This window comes from Arcobacter sp. s6 (assembly GCF_040884245.1).
In the GTDB taxonomy this organism is placed as follows: Bacteria; Campylobacterota; Campylobacteria; order Campylobacterales; family Arcobacteraceae; genus Aliarcobacter.
Genome location: NZ_JBEVTN010000002.1, coordinates 99636 through 116007, shown reverse-complemented (window position 1 = coordinate 116007; position 16372 = coordinate 99636). Strand labels below are relative to the sequence as shown.

Here is a 16372-nt window from a genome sequence, read left to right as displayed (position 1 = left end):
TACTCTTATAAAAGATGTCCCATTCTATCTTTTTTTACTTCTAAATATTCATAATTATACTTACAAGAATTCATCACTATTGGGATTCTTTTTTCTATTTTTATTTTTTCTAAGGCATTTAATTTTAAAGGATTATTTGTCATTAAATTAATTTTCTCAATATTAAAATATTGCAATATTTCATCTACAATTTTATAATCTCTATAATCTTGCCTAAAACCTAAAAGTTCATTTGCCTTCATAGTATCGTGTCCAAAATCTTGCAAATGATATGCATTTACCTTATTTAGAAGTCCAATACCACGACCTTCTTGTCTTAGATAAATTATCATACCACCATCTTTTGAGATTTGCTTTAAAGCATAATCCAACTGTTCTCCACAATCACATTTTTTGCTTTTAAATACATCCCCTGTTAAACACTCAGAATGAATTCTAAGAGTTGGAACTAGAGGTATATTTTCAGTAAAAACTACAAGATGCTCTTTTATTCCCTCTTTAAATGATTGTATTTTAAAATTTCCATATTCTGTGGGAAGGTTTGCTATTTTTGATATTTCTAAATTCATATAAATTATTCACTTTTTTTACATAATTTTAGCAAGTAATTCTTATTTGCAACTTAGTTGCATAAGAAATCACTCACTACAATCTGTTTTTACTTTATCAATTAGTGTTATATACCATTGTTTGTTTATTTTTGTAATATAAAAAACCATATTATGGGAAATAATTACTTCATAGCTTGTCTTTTCTATAAAATCAACAATTTTCAAATCTTCTTCACTATATGTATTCATAGCAAGCAAATTTGTTTGTTTCATAATATCTGATAAATATGTTTTTGTATTAACACTTAAAAAAACACCCTCTTTATCCCAACCATAATATGAATCATCATATGGACTGCAATTAAAAACAGTCTCTTCTTGTTTTATTTCAAAGGAATCTATTTCAGTACTTATTTCTTCTATTTGTGATTTTTTATTAAAATATATTTTATTGTTTTCACTATTTTTATAAATTTCAAATAATCCATATTTTTCATTAATAAATCTATTATTCAATGTAATTAAGTCATCATTTTTCAATAAAAATAGAATATAATTAATATCACTTAATAACATATCATTTACAGATTCTCTTTCTAACTCTTTTTCTTTATTCAATACTTTTTTTTGAGCCTCAAGCTTATTGTTTTCTATATATTGCTTTGTTGTACATGATGTTATAAATAAAGATAATATAACTATTATTAACGCATTTTTTAATATCATTTTTCTTACACCTATAGAGTTATTTTTTTTTAATATACCATTTATTTTTATTAAAAGTCTAACAGTCATTTTCTTAAGAGTAAATTTTAATAATATCTTAGATAAAATAAAGACTTAAAATTTAATCATTAGGAATTAATAAAATGACTGAAGCAAAATATATATGGATGGATGGAGAATTTGTAGCTTGGCATGATGCTAAAGTGCATGTTTTAAGTCATACACTTCACTATGGAAATGGTGCTATTGAAGGTACTAAAGCTTATAAAACAGTAGATGGAAGATGTGCTATTTTTAAACTTAATGAACATACAAAAAGATTATTAAACTCTTCAAAAATGACACTTATGAATGTTCCTTTTACGGTTGAAGAATTAAACAAAGCACAAATAGAATTATTACAAAAAAATGAATTATTTGAAGGTGCCTATATTAGACCTTTAGTTTATTTAGGTTATGGAGTTATGGGATTATATCATAAAGAAGCACCTGTAAAAGTTTCTGTTTCTGCTTGGGAATGGGGAGCTTATTTAGGAGAAGAAGGTCTTAAAAAAGGTGTTAGAGTAAAAATATCATCAATGACAAGAACTCCAAATACTTCAGGTATGGGGAAAGCAAAAGCAGTTGCAAACTACTTAAACTCTCAAATGGCAAAATATGAAGCTGTTGAAGCTGGATATGATGAAGCATTACTAAGAGATGACCAAGGTTATATCGCTGAAGCTAGTGGTGCTTGTTTCTTTATTGTTAGAGATGGAGTATTAATTTCTCCACCAAATGACAACTCTTTAGAATCAATTACACAAGCAACAGTAATTGATTTAGCTAATGACATGGGAATTCCAGTTGTTAGAAGAAGAATTTCAAGAGAAGAAATTTATATTGCAGATGAAGCTTTCTTTACAGGAACTGCTGCTGAAATTACACCAATTAGAGATGTTGATGCAAGAATTATTGGATGTGGTTCAAGAGGGCCAATTACAGAAAAAATACAATCAGCGTACTTTGATGTAGTTGCTGGAAAAAATGAAAAATATATTAAGTATTTAACATACGTTAACTAATCTTTATTATTATTAGTTAAATAAACAATTAAATCAAGGGAAATTATGCCAATAGATAACGACTATTTTAAAAACAGACAACAGAACAACGGTGGTGGTGGAAACAATAATAATGGTGGAGGAGGAAACTTTCAACCTCCATTTGAAACACCAGAATTTTTTAAAAACTTTGGTAAAAAAGCAGGAATGTTATACGTAGTAATCATTATTATTGCTGCTTTATTTATATTTAAACCATTTGTGATTATAGAATCAGGTCAAGTTGGTATTAAAGCAACAACTGGTAAATATGATGAAATGCCTTTAAATCCAGGTTTTCACTTATATATTCCTGTTTTCCAAAAAGTTATTATAGTTGATACAAAAGTAAGATTATTAAACTATAGAAGTGTTGAAGAAATGAGTGGATTTGATTCAGGTATTAAAATTAATCCTGCAATTAATATCTTAGATGCAAGAGGATTACCTGTTTCTATAGAACTTACTGTTCAATATAGATTAACAGCATCAGGAGCACCTGCAACAATTGCAACATGGGGACTTTCATGGGAAGATAAAATCGTAAACCCAGTAGTTAGAAATGTTGTAAGAAATGTTGTTGGAGGATTTAACGCTGAAGAATTACCAACAAAAAGAAATGAAATTGCAACTTTAATCGAAAATGGTATTAGAGCAGAAATTGAAGCACTTGAAGGTAGACCTGTAAGTATTGAATCAGTTCAATTAAGAGAAATTGGACTTCCAGTAAAAATTAAAGAGCAAATTGAAAGAGTTCAAATAGCAAACCAAGAATCTGAGAGAGTTAGATATGAAGTTTTAAGAGCTAAACAAGAGGCTGAAAAAAGAGCTGCTCAAGCAACTGGAGAAGCAGAAGCAAAAAGAATTGAAGCTCAAGGAAAAGCAGATGCTGTAACTATTGAAGCAAAAGCACAATCAGAAGCAAATAAAGCAATTGCACAATCTTTAACTCCAAGTTTATTACATATGCAACAAATTGAAGTTCAAGGTAAATTCAATGAAGCACTTAGAGAAAACAAAGATGCTAAAATTTTCTTAACACCTGGTGGTTCTACTCCAAATATTTGGGTTGACACTAAAGATAAATCAAGAGACGCAGCTATAAATCAATAAAAAAAGAAGCAGGAAACTGCTTCTTTATGACAAAGTAAAAATAATATGAAAAAATATTCTATTTCATCTATTTTTGTTCTATTTCTTTTAAGTAATCTATCTTTAAATGCAATTGATAATTTTATAGAACAAGAAACAAATATAGATTCAATCCTAAAAATAAAACCTCCTATTAAATATGATGAAAATTTAAAATATCAAGAAATAAATAAATATAGTGAATCAAAAAATAAAGATTCAAAATCAACTTATGATTTTGGAGTTAATGTAGATGTCAATAAAGAATTGATGACAATCGATAGTTTAAAATTAGATATTGGTACAAACTTTTAAAAGGAAAAGATTATGGAACAAGTAAATAAAATTGATTGGGAAAAGATGGATGGATTAATTCCAGTTATTACTCAAGATGCCACTACAAACGAAGTTTTAATGTTAGCATATATGAATAAAGAAGCCTTAGAATTAACAATCAAAACAAACTATGCTCATTATTATAGTAGAAGTAAGCAAAGACTTTGGAAAAAAGGTGAAAGCTCAAATCACTTACAAGAAATTGTAAATATATTAGTAGATTGCGATAATGATACAATACTTTTAAAAGTAAATCAAGAAGGTGTTGCTTGTCATACAGGAAGAAAATCTTGTTTCTTTACTGATTTAAATACTAATCAAACTATTAGTGATATTGAAATTGATACAAGTAGTGCATATGGAGTAATAGATACTTTATATCATACTATCTTAGAAAAAAAGAATGATGATCCAAGTAAATCATATACTGCAAAACTTCTTCAAGGTAAACAAAATTCAATGCTTAAAAAAATTGTTGAAGAATCAGGAGAATTTACATTTGCAATAAAAGATGATGATACAGAAGAAATCATCTATGAAGCAGCGGATATTACATATCATGTTCTAGTTGCACTTGCATCTAAAAATATAAGCCCAGATAGAGTAAAACAAGAATTGGCAAGAAGATTTGGGATTTCAGGAATTGAAGAAAAAAACTCAAGAGTAGAAAAGTAAAACTTTTTTATCTTATTAAAATTTAGTAAAAAGCCTAAAGGCTTTTTATCTAAATACTATTAGTGGCAACCACATCCAGTACCACAACTTTCTCCCGAACTTTTAGGTTGTTCTTTTGGTTTAGCAGCAGCTGTTGAGCATGCACTAACGCCTGGAGGTGTTGTTGGTTGAATTGCAGAGTTATCAATGTTATCATCAATACTTGCTAAAAATTGAATTAACTTATCAGCAGCCATCATATATCTTTTTGCAGAGATTGATTCAGGAGCAAAATAAACTATTGGTTTACCAACATCTCCACCTTCTCTAATTGCAGGTTCGATTGGTAAGTTCGCTAACACTTGAGTATTATATTGAGTAGCTAATGCTTCGCAAGTTCCCATTCCAAAAATATCAGATTCTGTATTACACGATGGACAAATAAATCCACTCATATTTTCAACAATTCCAGCAACAGGAATATGAAGTTTTTTAAACATATCTAATGATCTTCTTGAATCATCAAGAGCTACGTGTTGAGGAGTTGTAACATTAATACCAGCACTTACAGGTACACTTTGAGCCAAAGTTAATTGAGCATCACCAGTTCCTGGAGGCATATCAATAAATAAGATATCTAACTCTTCCCATAAAATATCTCTTAATAATTGTTGGATTGCTTTCATAATCATAGCACCTCTCCAAATAAGAGCTTGACCTTCTTCCATTAACATACCCATAGACATAACATCAACACCAAATGCATTTAAAGGTTTTGCTTTATCTCCTACAACTTCAACTTCTTTCCCATTTAAACCCATCATACGAGGAATGTTTGGTCCATAAATATCAGCATCTAGAATACCTACTTTTTTACCTTGCATTGCTGCTGCAACTGCTAAGTTTACAGTTGTAGTTGATTTTCCAACTCCACCTTTACCAGAACTTACCATTACAATTTTTTTAATTTGAGGTGCAATGTTTTTTCCACTTACACTATTACTAGATTGTTTTTGTTCTTGTGGCTTATTGAAATTTAATGTAACATTCATTCCAATAGCGCTTAGACAGGCAGTTATTTCTTTTCTTAGTTGTGTTTCAACTTCTGCTGCTGTTGATGTAATATCAAGGACTACTAAACAATTAGCTCCATTTACTTGAACATCTTTTACAAATCCAAATTCAACAATTGATTTTGCAAACCCAGGATATTTAACTTTTTCTAATTCTTTTTTAATATCTTCTACATTTACCATGTAAAATTCCTTTAATTTTTTAAATTTTCATTATTATAATTAAAATAGGATAATTCTTGTCTTAATTGACGAGCATTAATTTAATTTGTAAGTATTTTAGCAAAAGAATAAAAAGAATAAAAGAATAAAAATCAAGAATAATGAAGAATTTAGAAAATAGTAGATACAAAAAGTATCTACTATAAAAGAAGAAAATTATCCAGCAATATCAATCATCGCTTGACCGTGTTCTTTAACGATTTTTTGAGTTATTTTATATGAACAAAATTTAGGTCCACACATTGAACAAAACTCTGCTTCTTTAAATACATCTTGAGGAAGAGTTTCATCATGATACTCTTTAGCTCTTTCTGGGTCTAAACAAAGTTCAAATTGTCTATTCCAGTCAAATCCATATCTAGCATCACTCATTTCATCATCAATATCCCTCGCACCTTTTCTACCACGTGCAATATCAGCACTATGAGCAGCAATTTTATATGCAATAATACCATTTCTAACATCTTCTGCATTTGGTAAACCTAAGTGTTCTTTTGGAGTAACATAACAAAGCATTGAAGCTCCATGCCATCCACCAACAGCAGCACCAATTGCAGATGAAATATGATCATAACCAGCAGCAATATCAGTAGTTAATGGTCCTAAGATATAAAATGGTGCTTCATGACAATACTCTTTTTCAAGTTTCATATTTCTTTCAATTTGATTTAAAGGAACGTGACCAGGACCTTCAATCATAACTTGAACATCTTTTTCCCAAGCTCTTAAAGTTAATTCTCCAAGAACTTTTAACTCTCTTAATTGTGCTTCATCAGACGCATCTGCTAAACATCCAGGTCTTAATGAATCTCCTAAAGATAAAGATACATCGTATTTTGCACAAATATCTAAAATCTCATCAAAAGCTTCATAAAATGGATTTTCTTTATGATAATGCATCATCCAAGCCGCCATTAAAGAACCACCTCGACTTACTATTCCCATTTTCCTTTTTGCAACATGAGGCATAAATTCAAGTAAGAATCCTGCGTGAATTGTAAAGTAAGAAACACCTTGTTGAGCTTGTTTTTCTAAAACTTTTAACATAACTTCAATAGATAAATCTTCGATTTTATCTTTACAGTCATGTAAGATTTGATAAATAGGCACAGTACCAATTGGCACAGTTGAGTGCTCTATTACAGCTGTTCTAATCATATCTAAGTCACCACCTGTACTCAAATCCATGATTGTATCAGCACCATATTTTAAACAAACATCAACTTTTTCTATCTCACCTTCAACATTTGAAGCAAGTGCAGAAGAACCAATATTTGCGTTTATTTTGCATGAAGATGCAATTCCAATTGACATTGGAACTAAATGTTTATGATTAACATTTGCTGGAATTATTAGTCTTCCTCTTTCAATCTCAGCCCTAATAAGCTCAGGATCAAGTTTTTCAATTTTTGCCACATATTCCATATCTGGCGTGATAATTCCCTGTTTTGCATAATACATTTGAGTTCTAATTTTGTCATTTTTATGATTGTCTAACCAGTTTCTCATTTTTAAATCCTATAATTTATTATATGTTGAATGTCTAAAGATTATAGCTAAAAATATTTAGAGAAGCTTAATTCAAGTAATTACTTTTAAATTATTAATCATATAAGTTTCTTTTCTATATAATTATTAACAAAATAATTAAAAAAGTTAAATTTTCAAATTTATTTATTTGCACTTAGGGGAAAAATGAAAAAACAAATAATACATGAGATAAATTCTCTTCCGCCTCTTCCATCAAGTGTTATTGAACTTGATGATTATAAGAATGCGGATAATATAGATATTGAAAAATTAATGGAAATTATAAAAAAAGATCCATTAATGGTTGCAAATATTTTAAAAGTAGCAAATTCAAGTATGTTTGGATTTAGAAGTAAAATTGAAACACTTAGTCGTGCGATAAACCTTTTAGGTGTTAAATTTACAGTCTCAATTGCAATTGGTTCAGCAGTTCAAAATACAATGAAATCTAATTTATTAGCATATGCTGTTTCTAATCAAGATTTTATTTATACAAGTTCATTAGCTACAAATATAGTAAATACTTGGATTTCTGCAATAGATTTTGATTTGAAAAATGAGCTTTTATTACCTGCATTTTTACAAGAGGTAGGTAAATTTATTATTTCTGAAGTTATTCAAAAAGAGAAAAGAACTGAAGAATTTTTACAAGAATTAAATGAAACAAAAGACATAAGTCTCTGTGAAGAAAAATATATGGGATTCACTTGTGGACGAATCACTGCAAATGTTTTTAAACATTGGAATTTAAGTCATAATATAATTTTTCCAATTGCTTATGCAGAAGATTTGGATTCATGTCCCCAATCTTTCAAACAAAAAGCACAAATTTTACATATCATAAAAATTTTATGTGATATTAGAGATCCATTAAGTGATAAAAATATTGAAAAAGCTTTAAAAAAAGTTGCTCTTTTCAATTTAGATGTTGAACAATTTTTAAATTCAATTGATGTGATTAAAGAAGTAATTAAACAAAACTCTTAACAAATGCATAAGTAACAATATACTATAATTTGTAACTTTTTTACACAAAGGGGTTTTTGTTGTTAGATGTTACTCTTATAGTTCTATGTGCTGGGAATTCCACGCGATTTGAACATAAAACCAAAAAACAATGGATTAGAATAGGAGATGAACCTTTATGGTTAAATGTTACCAAAAGACTAGCTTCATTTTCAACATTTTCTAAAGTAATTGTGGCTTCCCATGAAAATGAATTAACCTATATGAAAAACTTCACCGATGACTTTATTTTTGTAAAAGGTGGAAACACAAGACAACAATCAATCTTAAATTGCTTAAACGAAGTTACAACAAAATATGTAATGATTAGTGATGTTGCACGTGCTTGCATTCCTCAAAATGTTATTGAAACACTATTAAACGAAAAAGAAAATGCTGATTGTATAGTTCCTGTTTTAAATGTTACAGATACAGTTGTTTATGAAACAAATACAATAAATAGAGATAATGTAAAACTCATTCAAACCCCACAGCTATCAAACACTCAAACTCTAAAAATTGCTTTAAATACTACGATAGAATTTACAGATGAAAGTTCTGCTATTAAAAACATAAATGGATCTATTAAATATATTCAAGGTAGCATTGAGAGTAAAAAGCTAACACTTGGAAATGAATTAAATGAGCTGCCATGTTTAAAAAAACCTTCAAAAAACTTTTTTACAGGAACAGGAATTGATATTCATGCCTTTGAAGATAATAAAGAGATGTTTTTAGGTGGGATAAAACTTCCATATGATTTTGGTTTCAAAGCACATAGTGATGGAGATGTTTTAATTCACTCTGTTATTGATGCACTTTTAGGTGCTATTGGAGCAGGAGATATTGGAGAGTTCTTTCCTGATACTGATAACAAATATAAAGGAATCGACTCAAAAATCTTACTTGAGCATATAATCACATTTCTTTGTAATGTAGGTTATGAAATAGTAAATGTGGATCTTACAATAATTGCTCAAAAACCAAAAATTAATCCATTTAAAAATGAAATAAAAAGCTCTATGGCAAAATTAATGCATATTGACAAACAATTTATAAACATAAAAGCAACTACAGCAGAAAAAATGGGATTTATAGGAAGAGAAGAAGGAATTGCTGTGCAAAGTATAGCAACTGTTAAATATTATAATTGGAAAAATAAATGAATATACTAATAATAGAAAATGAAATTTACCTAGCTCAAAAAGTAGTATCGAGACTACTTGATGATGGACATAGTTGTGATTACATAGAATCACCAAATATAGATAATCTTACAAAAGAGTATGACACAATTCTATTATCAACATCATTACCATCGGCACTATGTAAAAATATAATCAAAAGATATAGTGAAAATGCAATTATTCTTTTATTAGTATCATATATATCAGATGAAACGGTTACCAATCCTATAAAAGATGGTGCAAAAGATTATATTATGAAACCATTTATTATGGATGAATTAGTTAGAAAAATCTACCATTATAAAGAGTGTAGAAGCATAAGAAGAGAACTCCAAACGCTAAGAGAATATTTTAGTTTTACAATGTCAGATATAGATACTACAGATGTATTGCTACCGCCATCATTTCCAACTTTAGTAGAAACAAATTCTCAAAAATGTGCAGATAAATTAGTTTTTGAATTATCAAGAAAAATGGATCTCCCAATTACATTTATATCTTTAACATCATCTTTATGGCAAAAACAGATTAATGCAATTCAAGGTAAAACTATAATTTATTTAACTGATTATCATACATTAAAGAAAAATGCTAAAGAAAATGTAATAAAAATCATTGAAGATAAAAACTGTATTGTTTCAACATTAGAACAAGAAAATGATTTTCCATATAGAAAGATTGAATTTAATAATGAAAATATTTTATTAGGGGGAGCATCTAATATTATGACAATAAATGATTATGTAAAAATGATGGTTTTATCTTATCAAAATAAATACCCTGATACTGAATTATCGAAAAAACTAGGAATTTCAAGAAAATCACTTTGGGAAAAAAGAAAAAAACTAGATATCGAAAAGAAAAAATAAGGAATTAAAGTGAACTTAAGAAGATTTTTTTTAACAGTAGGATTTAGTGGGCTAAGCCCAAAAGCCCCAGGAACTGTAGGTTCATTTGTATCACTTTTTTTAGGATTATTTTTATTAGAGTTTTTACATGTTTCAACACTTTTCTTACTTGCCCTACTAATTACAGTGATTGCAATAAAACAAATTGATATTTATGAAAATGAAACACAAACACATGATAACAGTGAAATCGTAATAGATGAACTAGCAGGAATGTGGATAACACTTGCAATCTGTGGAATAAATAGTGGAAATATGATTATCATGGCACCATTAGCATTTATCTTCTTTAGAATCTTTGACATCTGGAAACCATCTATCATAGCTAAAATTGATAGAGATGTAAAAGGTGGAATGGGAGTAATGGGCGATGATGTAGTTGCTGGATTTGCAGCAGGAGTTGCAACAGCGGGAACATATCAGTTAATTGAAAAATTTATTTTATAAAAAAACTTTACTAATTAAAAAAAGGGAACTTCATAGGAAGTTCCCTTTTTTTTATTCAGTTATTTTACGATATCAGAAAATTGTTTAAAGATATACTTTGACTCATGTGGTCCTGGACTAGCTTCTGGGTGATGTTGTACTGAGAAAATCTCTTTATTTTTATATTTAACACCTTCAATAGTATTATCAAATAAATTTATATGAGTGATTTCAGCGATTTCTACAATATTATCAGGAACATTATAGTTATGATTTTGTGCAGTAATTTCTACTACACCATTATTTGCAACGGGATGGTTACCACCGTGTTGACCAAATTTTAGTTTATATGTATCATAACCATGAGCAATAGAAAGCATTTGGTGACCTAAACAAATAGCAAACATTGGAATATTTGCATTTATAAGTTTTTGTACTTGTTCCTTTTCTGCTGTTAAAGTTAGAGGATCACCTGGTCCATTTGATAAGAAAATTCCACCAATTTCTTTAGCTTCAAATCTTGATATTAAATCATCAGCTTGAAAAGTTGAAGGAACTACTTCTACTTCTAAACCTGATTCAACTAATTCATTTAAAATATTTCTTTTAACTCCAAAGTCAATAACAATAACTTTTTTATCACTCATAACAGCTTTTTTATAAGCTTTAATACTATGATCCCAAGCTCCTGCTTTATGAATATAAGACTCTTTTGTAGATACTTGTTCAATATAGTTGATATCTTCAATTCTAGGGCTTGCTGCTAATTGTTTTGCTAATTCATCTTTGTCTGAAATTTCAGTTGAAGCTATCATCATCATAGCCCCCTCATCTCTTATCATTTTTGTTAAATATCTAGTATCAATATCACAAATTCCTAAAACACCATGCTCTTTTAGTAATGAATCTAAATTTCCTTGTGCTCTATAATTTGAGTAATCATTATGGTAGTTTCTAACTAATACACCTTTACAGTGACAATTTCTACTTTCCATATCATTATCATTTACACCAACATTACCAATTTCTGGCATTGTAAAAGTAATAAATTGTCCTGCATAAGAAGGATCAGAAATAATTTCTTGGTATCCAGTTAATGATGTATTAAAAACTATTTCTCCAACAGTTGTTCCTGTTGCACCAAAAGATTTCGCTTCTAAAAAAGTCCCATTTTCTAAATATATCCATACGTTTTGCATTAAATCAATCCTCTTTTTGTTAATTCCTCTTCATATAATCTATGATAAACTAAATCATAATCCTCAGTTCCAGGTATAAGTTTTCTTTTATAATTTCTTAATTTACCTAATACTTCAGCATCTGCTTTATCAAAACCTTTTATAAAATCATCTAACGAAGCAAATATTACATTTTTAATTTGATTATCAGAACATGTATAATGTATAAAATCTTCTTCCCATAAATAATCTAATATTTGATGTGCAATGTCTGAAAATCTATCTTCGTTATTTAAAATAACACCATAATCATTTGCCATTCTTTTTTTAGTCATCCAAAAAAGTTGTCTTCTATCTGCATTTAAATACTCAATTTCTTCTTCTTGTGCATCTAAAATTTCTTGAACTTTTTCATCTAAGCCAAACTCTTTTTCTATATCAGCATCTAAAATTCTTTCAATTTCAGCTTCAATACTATGTTTTTCTTTTCTAATCTCTACAAAGTCACAACTAGCTAAGTCTCTTGTAATTCTTCTTGAGACATATGGTGTATGATGTAATTTCATTCTCATGTGTTTCTACCCCCTTATAATTGTGTCGTCTCTTTCTGGAGAAGTTGAAACAATTCCAACTTTTACAGAAGTAACTTCTTCGATCTTTTCAATATATTTTTTAGCATTTTCAGGAAGTGCATCATAATCTCTAATTCCAACTACACTTTCCCATCCATCAATCTCTTCATAAATAGGTTTTACATCATCTAAACTTGAAGGAACAAAGTCAATTTTTTCTCCATTTAGTTCATAAGCTACACAAATTTTGATTTTTGCAAAGCCATCTAAAACATCAAGCTTCATAAGCGCTAATTGGTCACATCCATTTAATCTACCTGCATGTTTAACAGCAACTGCATCAAACCAACCACATCTTCTTTTTCTTCCTGTTGTTGTTCCAAATTCTTTACCAACAGCAGCCATAGTTTCACCTTCGTCACCAAAATCTTCTGATGGGAAAGGACCATTTCCAACTCTTGTACAGTATGCTTTTGTAATACCTGTTACAACTCCAATATCTTTTGGATTTACACCAAGACCAGTACACGCTCCTGCACTTACAGTTGAAGAAGAAGTTACATAAGGATATGTTCCATGATCAATATCAAGCATTGTTCCTTGAGCACCTTCTAATAAAATCTTTTTATTCTCATCAAGAGCTTTCCAAACCATATTTGTAGTATTTGTAATAAATGGAGCTAATTTATTTTTATATTCTGTTAATTCTGCCAATAGTTCAGCTTCATTTGGAGTTGCAATTTCTAAAACATCATATATAGCTCTATTTTGTTCAAAAGAGTCTAAAATAGATTTAGTTAATTTAGCAGGATCAAGTAATTCTCCAACTCTATGTCCTACTCTATTAATTTTGTCAGAGTAAGCAGGCCCAATACCTTTTCCAGTTGTACCAATAGCTTTTGCACCTTTTAATTTTTCTTTAGCTTGATCAATTAACGCATGATAATTTAGATTTAAGTGTGCTTTATCAGAGATAAACAATCTACCTTCTAAATTTTTAAATTGACTCATCTCTTTGATAATATTTTCAGGTGACAATACAACACCATTTCCAATAACATTTATTGCTTTTGGATTTAATACTCCTGAAGGAATTAAATGTAGTGCATACTTTACTCCATCAACCCAAATAGTATGACCTGCATTATGTCCGCCTTGACTTCTACAAACCATATCATAATTTTGAGCAAGCATATCAACTATCTTACCTTTACCTTCGTCTCCCCATTGAATACCAACTATTACATCTGCGCTCATTCTTAATCCTCTAAAATTTTTAATAAATTATCTGTATATAATGCAAAACCTAATGAACACATACCCTCACTTGAGTACATACCACCTTTGCATAAAGTTAAATTGTCATTTATCACTCTATAGTAAATACCATTATAATATCTTAAAGATCCATAATAAAGTGGAGCTATAATGATATTTGAATATTCTACTTCATTTGCTTTTTGAAGTAATTTTTCTAATTCACATTTAATTGATTCTGGTACTATTTGAATTACTTTTTCTAAACTTGTTGTATCTTTTACTTTTATAAGTTTATTTAACCAATCACAGTTTAGTTTAAATAGTGATGCTATTTCACCATTTTTAAATAAATCAATATTAACATTTAATTCACTTGCTACTAGTTTTGGAATATTTATATTTGATATTTGTAAAATCGGCTCTATGTTTAAAGCCTTTAATATTTTTGCTGTTAAATTCATTATATCAGCAATATTATCATGATCTATCCACTCACATCCAATTTGATATTCTTCTTTTGATGGATAAGTAAAAATAGGCTGAACATAAAACCATTTTTTATGAGTTGTTGTTCTTCCTAATCTTTTTGTAATTATTCTTACCACATCTAAAGTAGAATCGGCTCTTAAAGATACTTGTTCATTTTGCTCATCTGAAAATCTTATTAGTTTTTTTTCGTTTGCAATTGCTTGATGTTGAGAATATGAAAAGTTTGGAGTTAAAATCTCTTCAAACTCTTCATTATCTAAAATCTGACAAACTTTATTTTCTAATACTCTTTTAGCTTTTGCTCTTGCACCAAAGTATAATCGACTTCCATTTGGAATTTCGTGTTCAAAAATCATTAATCTATTTTCCTTTAAACATATTTGATGCAAAAACTCTGTTAGCTGTTCCATCAAATGTTCTAATACCTAAATCATCAAGTGCTAATTCAATAGCATTTACAGCCCACGAAGCTTCAAAATCTTCAACTAATCCCATATGATTAATTCTAAAAATCTTTCCTGCTAAATGATCTTGTCCACCTGCAATATTTACATTATATTTGTTTTCTAATATCTTTCTAATAGCACTTGATTGCTCTGTGTAAACAGTTGTCATAGCATCAGCTGGAGTTTTTGGATAAATTTCAAATCCTATAGCTTTTAAAGCTTCTCTTGTAGCATTTGCTCTTGCTGCTGTTTTAGTATATAAGTTTTCAAATCCATCAGATTTTAGTTTTTCTAAAATTGCACCTAAACCAATAATCAACGTTGTTGCAGCCGTCCATGCAGTTGTATTTTTTCTTTGATTTTTAATTTCAATTGCTAAGTTAAAGTAATAACCTTTTGGTTTTGATTCTATTTTTGCAACTGCTTCATTTGATAATCCAATCATTGCAAGACCAGGAGGTAACATAAGTGCTTTTTGGCTTCCTGTTACAACTGCATCAAGATTTGTAGTGTCGATTTTTTCAACACCAAGAGCTGTAATTCCATCAGCAATAATCATAATATCTTTATTAATTTTTTTAACTTCAGCGGCAATAAGTTCTACAGGATGTCTTAATCCTCCAGCACTTTCACAAATTTGAATAAATACAGCATCTATTGAAGGGTCAGCTTTAATAGCTTCTACAACTGCTTCAACACTAACTGGTGTATTCCATTCATTTTTTATTTCTGTATATTCTATGTTTTGTGCTGCACAGATTTTTCCAAATCTCTCACCAAACTTTCCTGAATTAACAGTTAGTGCTTTTTTGTGTGTTAAATTTATTACACATGCTTCCATAGCACCTGTACCACTTGAAGCTAACATTACAGCTTCTGGCATATCATATAATTCTAATAATAATTCTCTAGTATTTTTAAAAATAGCTTCAAACTCAACAGTTCTATGATGAATTGTAATATCAGACATTGCTTTTCTTACAAATTCTGGTACTGGAGTTGGACCTGGCGTCAATAGCATTATCGCATCCTTATTTTTTCATTCTTTTATAGCAAAACGAAATATTTTATCTAAATATAGTTTATTAAATGGTTAAGTATAAAAATCTTTTTCACGATAAAATAAGAAAGTTTTTTATTATTTGACATATATGGTATTTTTATGTACAATCTCTATATTATATTACTTTTTTGGTAATAATTAAATTTTAAAACAAGGAATTCAAATGGCTGAATTATTAAAAAAGAAAAAAGTTGCAAAGATTGCTACAAAAGCAGTAAAAAAAGTTGCAGATAAAAAAGATGTAAAAAAAATCGCTAAGAAAATTACAAAAAAAGTTTTAAAATTAGAACTTAAAAAAACAAAAAAAGTAAAAACTGCTGTTAAAAAAGCAGTTAAAAAAATAGCTTAATCTTAGAAATAGTAGAATCATTTTCTACTATTTCTAAATCACTTTAAATTCTCATTCTATACTAAAATACAAATATTTTTAAGAAATAATCATATTACTCTTGACAATCATTATCATTTATTAGTACAATTTTTGCAAAGTATCTAATCATAAAAATTATTTTTGATTTAGAAATAGTCACTTT

The 16372-nt window shown here is 28.8% G+C and carries 18 protein-coding genes; 9 read left to right on the top strand and 9 right to left on the bottom strand.

Annotation, left to right across the window (positions count from 1 at the left end):
* Window positions 1-5: 5 nt before the first annotated feature.
* Window positions 6-569 (bottom strand): GTP cyclohydrolase II, encoded by a 564-nt coding sequence (gene ribA, locus ABVS04_RS01575; protein ID WP_368028902.1) that lies wholly within the window; start codon window positions 567-569, stop codon window positions 6-8.
* Window positions 570-638: 69 nt separating this feature from the next.
* Window positions 639-1277 (bottom strand): hypothetical protein, encoded by a 639-nt coding sequence (locus tag ABVS04_RS01570; protein ID WP_368028901.1) that lies wholly within the window; start codon window positions 1275-1277, stop codon window positions 639-641.
* A 143-nt stretch (window positions 1278-1420) separates the two neighbouring features.
* On the opposite strand from ABVS04_RS01570, the gene ABVS04_RS01565 reads away from it, so the two are divergent.
* Genes ABVS04_RS01565 through hisIE form a run of 4 tightly spaced genes read left to right on the top strand, consistent with a single transcriptional unit; the run spans window position 1421 to window position 4501 of the window.
* Window positions 1421-2341: a branched-chain amino acid transaminase gene (locus ABVS04_RS01565; protein WP_368028900.1), complete on the top strand. Its 921-nt coding sequence runs from the start codon at window positions 1421-1423 to the stop codon at window positions 2339-2341.
* Window positions 2342-2386: 45 nt separating this feature from the next.
* A complete protein-coding gene (locus ABVS04_RS01560) occupies window positions 2387-3472 on the top strand; it encodes an SPFH domain-containing protein (protein WP_368028899.1) in 1086 nt (361 codons plus the stop codon).
* A 45-nt stretch (window positions 3473-3517) separates the two neighbouring features.
* Window positions 3518-3805, top strand: a complete 288-nt coding sequence (locus ABVS04_RS01555) for a hypothetical protein (protein ID WP_368028898.1) — start codon at window positions 3518-3520, stop codon at window positions 3803-3805.
* Between the two features lie 12 nt (window positions 3806-3817).
* On the top strand, window positions 3818-4501 hold the full coding sequence (gene hisIE / locus ABVS04_RS01550) for a bifunctional phosphoribosyl-AMP cyclohydrolase/phosphoribosyl-ATP diphosphatase HisIE (RefSeq protein WP_368028897.1): 684 nt from the start codon (window positions 3818-3820) through the stop codon (window positions 4499-4501).
* 59 nt (window positions 4502-4560) lie between these two features.
* Here the strand turns inward: hisIE and ABVS04_RS01545 are convergent, their stop codons facing one another.
* Both ABVS04_RS01545 and thiC read right to left on the bottom strand, forming a co-directional pair.
* Window positions 4561-5736, bottom strand: coding sequence for a P-loop NTPase (locus ABVS04_RS01545; protein ID WP_368028896.1), 1176 nt, complete (start codon window positions 5734-5736; stop codon window positions 4561-4563).
* 195 nt (window positions 5737-5931) lie between these two features.
* A complete protein-coding gene (gene thiC, locus ABVS04_RS01540; RefSeq protein WP_368028895.1) occupies window positions 5932-7284 on the bottom strand; it encodes a phosphomethylpyrimidine synthase ThiC in 1353 nt (450 codons plus the stop codon).
* Window positions 7285-7470: 186 nt separating this feature from the next.
* On the opposite strand from thiC, the gene ABVS04_RS01535 reads away from it, so the two are divergent.
* Genes ABVS04_RS01535 through ABVS04_RS01520 form a run of 4 tightly spaced genes read left to right on the top strand, consistent with a single transcriptional unit; the run spans window position 7471 to window position 10852 of the window.
* On the top strand, window positions 7471-8292 hold the full coding sequence (locus tag ABVS04_RS01535; RefSeq protein WP_368028894.1) for an HDOD domain-containing protein: 822 nt from the start codon (window positions 7471-7473) through the stop codon (window positions 8290-8292).
* Between the two features lie 59 nt (window positions 8293-8351).
* Window positions 8352-9476 (top strand): bifunctional 2-C-methyl-D-erythritol 4-phosphate cytidylyltransferase/2-C-methyl-D-erythritol 2,4-cyclodiphosphate synthase, encoded by a 1125-nt coding sequence (locus tag ABVS04_RS01530; protein ID WP_368028893.1) that lies wholly within the window; start codon window positions 8352-8354, stop codon window positions 9474-9476.
* Complete coding sequence (locus ABVS04_RS01525) at window positions 9473-10366, top strand: DNA-binding response regulator (protein WP_368028892.1); 894 nt, start codon at window positions 9473-9475, stop codon at window positions 10364-10366. Before ABVS04_RS01530 ends, ABVS04_RS01525 begins: the two co-directional genes overlap by 4 nt.
* Window positions 10367-10375: 9 nt before the next feature.
* The gene (locus tag ABVS04_RS01520; RefSeq protein ID WP_368028891.1) at window positions 10376-10852 is read left to right on the top strand and encodes a phosphatidylglycerophosphatase A; all 477 of its coding nucleotides are present in this window, start codon (window positions 10376-10378) and stop codon (window positions 10850-10852) included.
* Between the two features lie 59 nt (window positions 10853-10911).
* Here ABVS04_RS01520 and carA read toward each other — a convergent pair whose 3' ends face one another.
* From carA to ABVS04_RS01495, 5 genes are read right to left on the bottom strand one after another with little or no spacing between them, the layout of a single operon-like run.
* Window positions 10912-12030: a glutamine-hydrolyzing carbamoyl-phosphate synthase small subunit gene (gene carA, locus ABVS04_RS01515; RefSeq protein ID WP_368028890.1), complete on the bottom strand. Its 1119-nt coding sequence runs from the start codon at window positions 12028-12030 to the stop codon at window positions 10912-10914.
* On the bottom strand, window positions 12030-12581 hold the full coding sequence (locus tag ABVS04_RS01510) for a DUF507 family protein (RefSeq protein ID WP_368028889.1): 552 nt from the start codon (window positions 12579-12581) through the stop codon (window positions 12030-12032). Before ABVS04_RS01510 ends, carA begins: the two co-directional genes overlap by 1 nt.
* Window positions 12582-12587: 6 nt before the next feature.
* Window positions 12588-13838, bottom strand: coding sequence for an adenylosuccinate synthase (locus ABVS04_RS01505; RefSeq protein ID WP_368028888.1), 1251 nt, complete (start codon window positions 13836-13838; stop codon window positions 12588-12590).
* A gap of 2 nt (window positions 13839-13840) precedes the next feature.
* Window positions 13841-14686 (bottom strand): ATP phosphoribosyltransferase regulatory subunit, encoded by an 846-nt coding sequence (locus ABVS04_RS01500; protein ID WP_368028887.1) that lies wholly within the window; start codon window positions 14684-14686, stop codon window positions 13841-13843.
* 4 nt (window positions 14687-14690) lie between these two features.
* The gene (locus tag ABVS04_RS01495) at window positions 14691-15797 is read right to left on the bottom strand and encodes an alanine--glyoxylate aminotransferase family protein (protein WP_368028886.1); all 1107 of its coding nucleotides are present in this window, start codon (window positions 15795-15797) and stop codon (window positions 14691-14693) included.
* Window positions 15798-16002: 205 nt separating this feature from the next.
* On the opposite strand from ABVS04_RS01495, the gene ABVS04_RS01490 reads away from it, so the two are divergent.
* Entirely contained in the window at window positions 16003-16188 is a 186-nt protein-coding gene (locus ABVS04_RS01490) for a hypothetical protein (RefSeq protein WP_368028885.1), read from the top strand.
* Window positions 16189-16372: the final 184 nt, after the last annotated feature.

Excerpts from the sequence above, each read along its gene's own strand:
- ribA (WP_368028902.1), bottom strand. The coding sequence starts at position 569 with ATGAATTTAGAAATATCAAAAATAGCAAACCTTCCCACAGAATATGGA.
- ABVS04_RS01570 (WP_368028901.1), bottom strand. The coding sequence starts at position 1,277 with ATGATATTAAAAAATGCGTTAATAATAGTTATATTATCTTTATTTATA.
- ABVS04_RS01565 (WP_368028900.1), top strand. The coding sequence starts at position 1,421 with ATGACTGAAGCAAAATATATATGGATGGATGGAGAATTTGTAGCTTGG.
- ABVS04_RS01560 (WP_368028899.1), top strand. The coding sequence starts at position 2,387 with ATGCCAATAGATAACGACTATTTTAAAAACAGACAACAGAACAACGGT.
- ABVS04_RS01555 (WP_368028898.1), top strand. The coding sequence starts at position 3,518 with ATGAAAAAATATTCTATTTCATCTATTTTTGTTCTATTTCTTTTAAGT.
- hisIE (WP_368028897.1), top strand. The coding sequence starts at position 3,818 with ATGGAACAAGTAAATAAAATTGATTGGGAAAAGATGGATGGATTAATT.
- ABVS04_RS01545 (WP_368028896.1), bottom strand. The coding sequence starts at position 5,736 with ATGGTAAATGTAGAAGATATTAAAAAAGAATTAGAAAAAGTTAAATAT.
- thiC (WP_368028895.1), bottom strand. The coding sequence starts at position 7,284 with ATGAGAAACTGGTTAGACAATCATAAAAATGACAAAATTAGAACTCAA.
- ABVS04_RS01535 (WP_368028894.1), top strand. The coding sequence starts at position 7,471 with ATGAAAAAACAAATAATACATGAGATAAATTCTCTTCCGCCTCTTCCA.
- ABVS04_RS01525 (WP_368028892.1), top strand. The coding sequence starts at position 9,473 with ATGAATATACTAATAATAGAAAATGAAATTTACCTAGCTCAAAAAGTA.
- carA (WP_368028890.1), bottom strand. The coding sequence starts at position 12,030 with ATGCAAAACGTATGGATATATTTAGAAAATGGGACTTTTTTAGAAGCG.
- ABVS04_RS01510 (WP_368028889.1), bottom strand. The coding sequence starts at position 12,581 with ATGAGAATGAAATTACATCATACACCATATGTCTCAAGAAGAATTACA.
- ABVS04_RS01505 (WP_368028888.1), bottom strand. The coding sequence starts at position 13,838 with ATGAGCGCAGATGTAATAGTTGGTATTCAATGGGGAGACGAAGGTAAA.
- ABVS04_RS01500 (WP_368028887.1), bottom strand. The coding sequence starts at position 14,686 with ATGATTTTTGAACACGAAATTCCAAATGGAAGTCGATTATACTTTGGT.
- ABVS04_RS01495 (WP_368028886.1), bottom strand. The coding sequence starts at position 15,797 with ATGCTATTGACGCCAGGTCCAACTCCAGTACCAGAATTTGTAAGAAAA.
- ABVS04_RS01490 (WP_368028885.1), top strand. The coding sequence starts at position 16,003 with ATGGCTGAATTATTAAAAAAGAAAAAAGTTGCAAAGATTGCTACAAAA.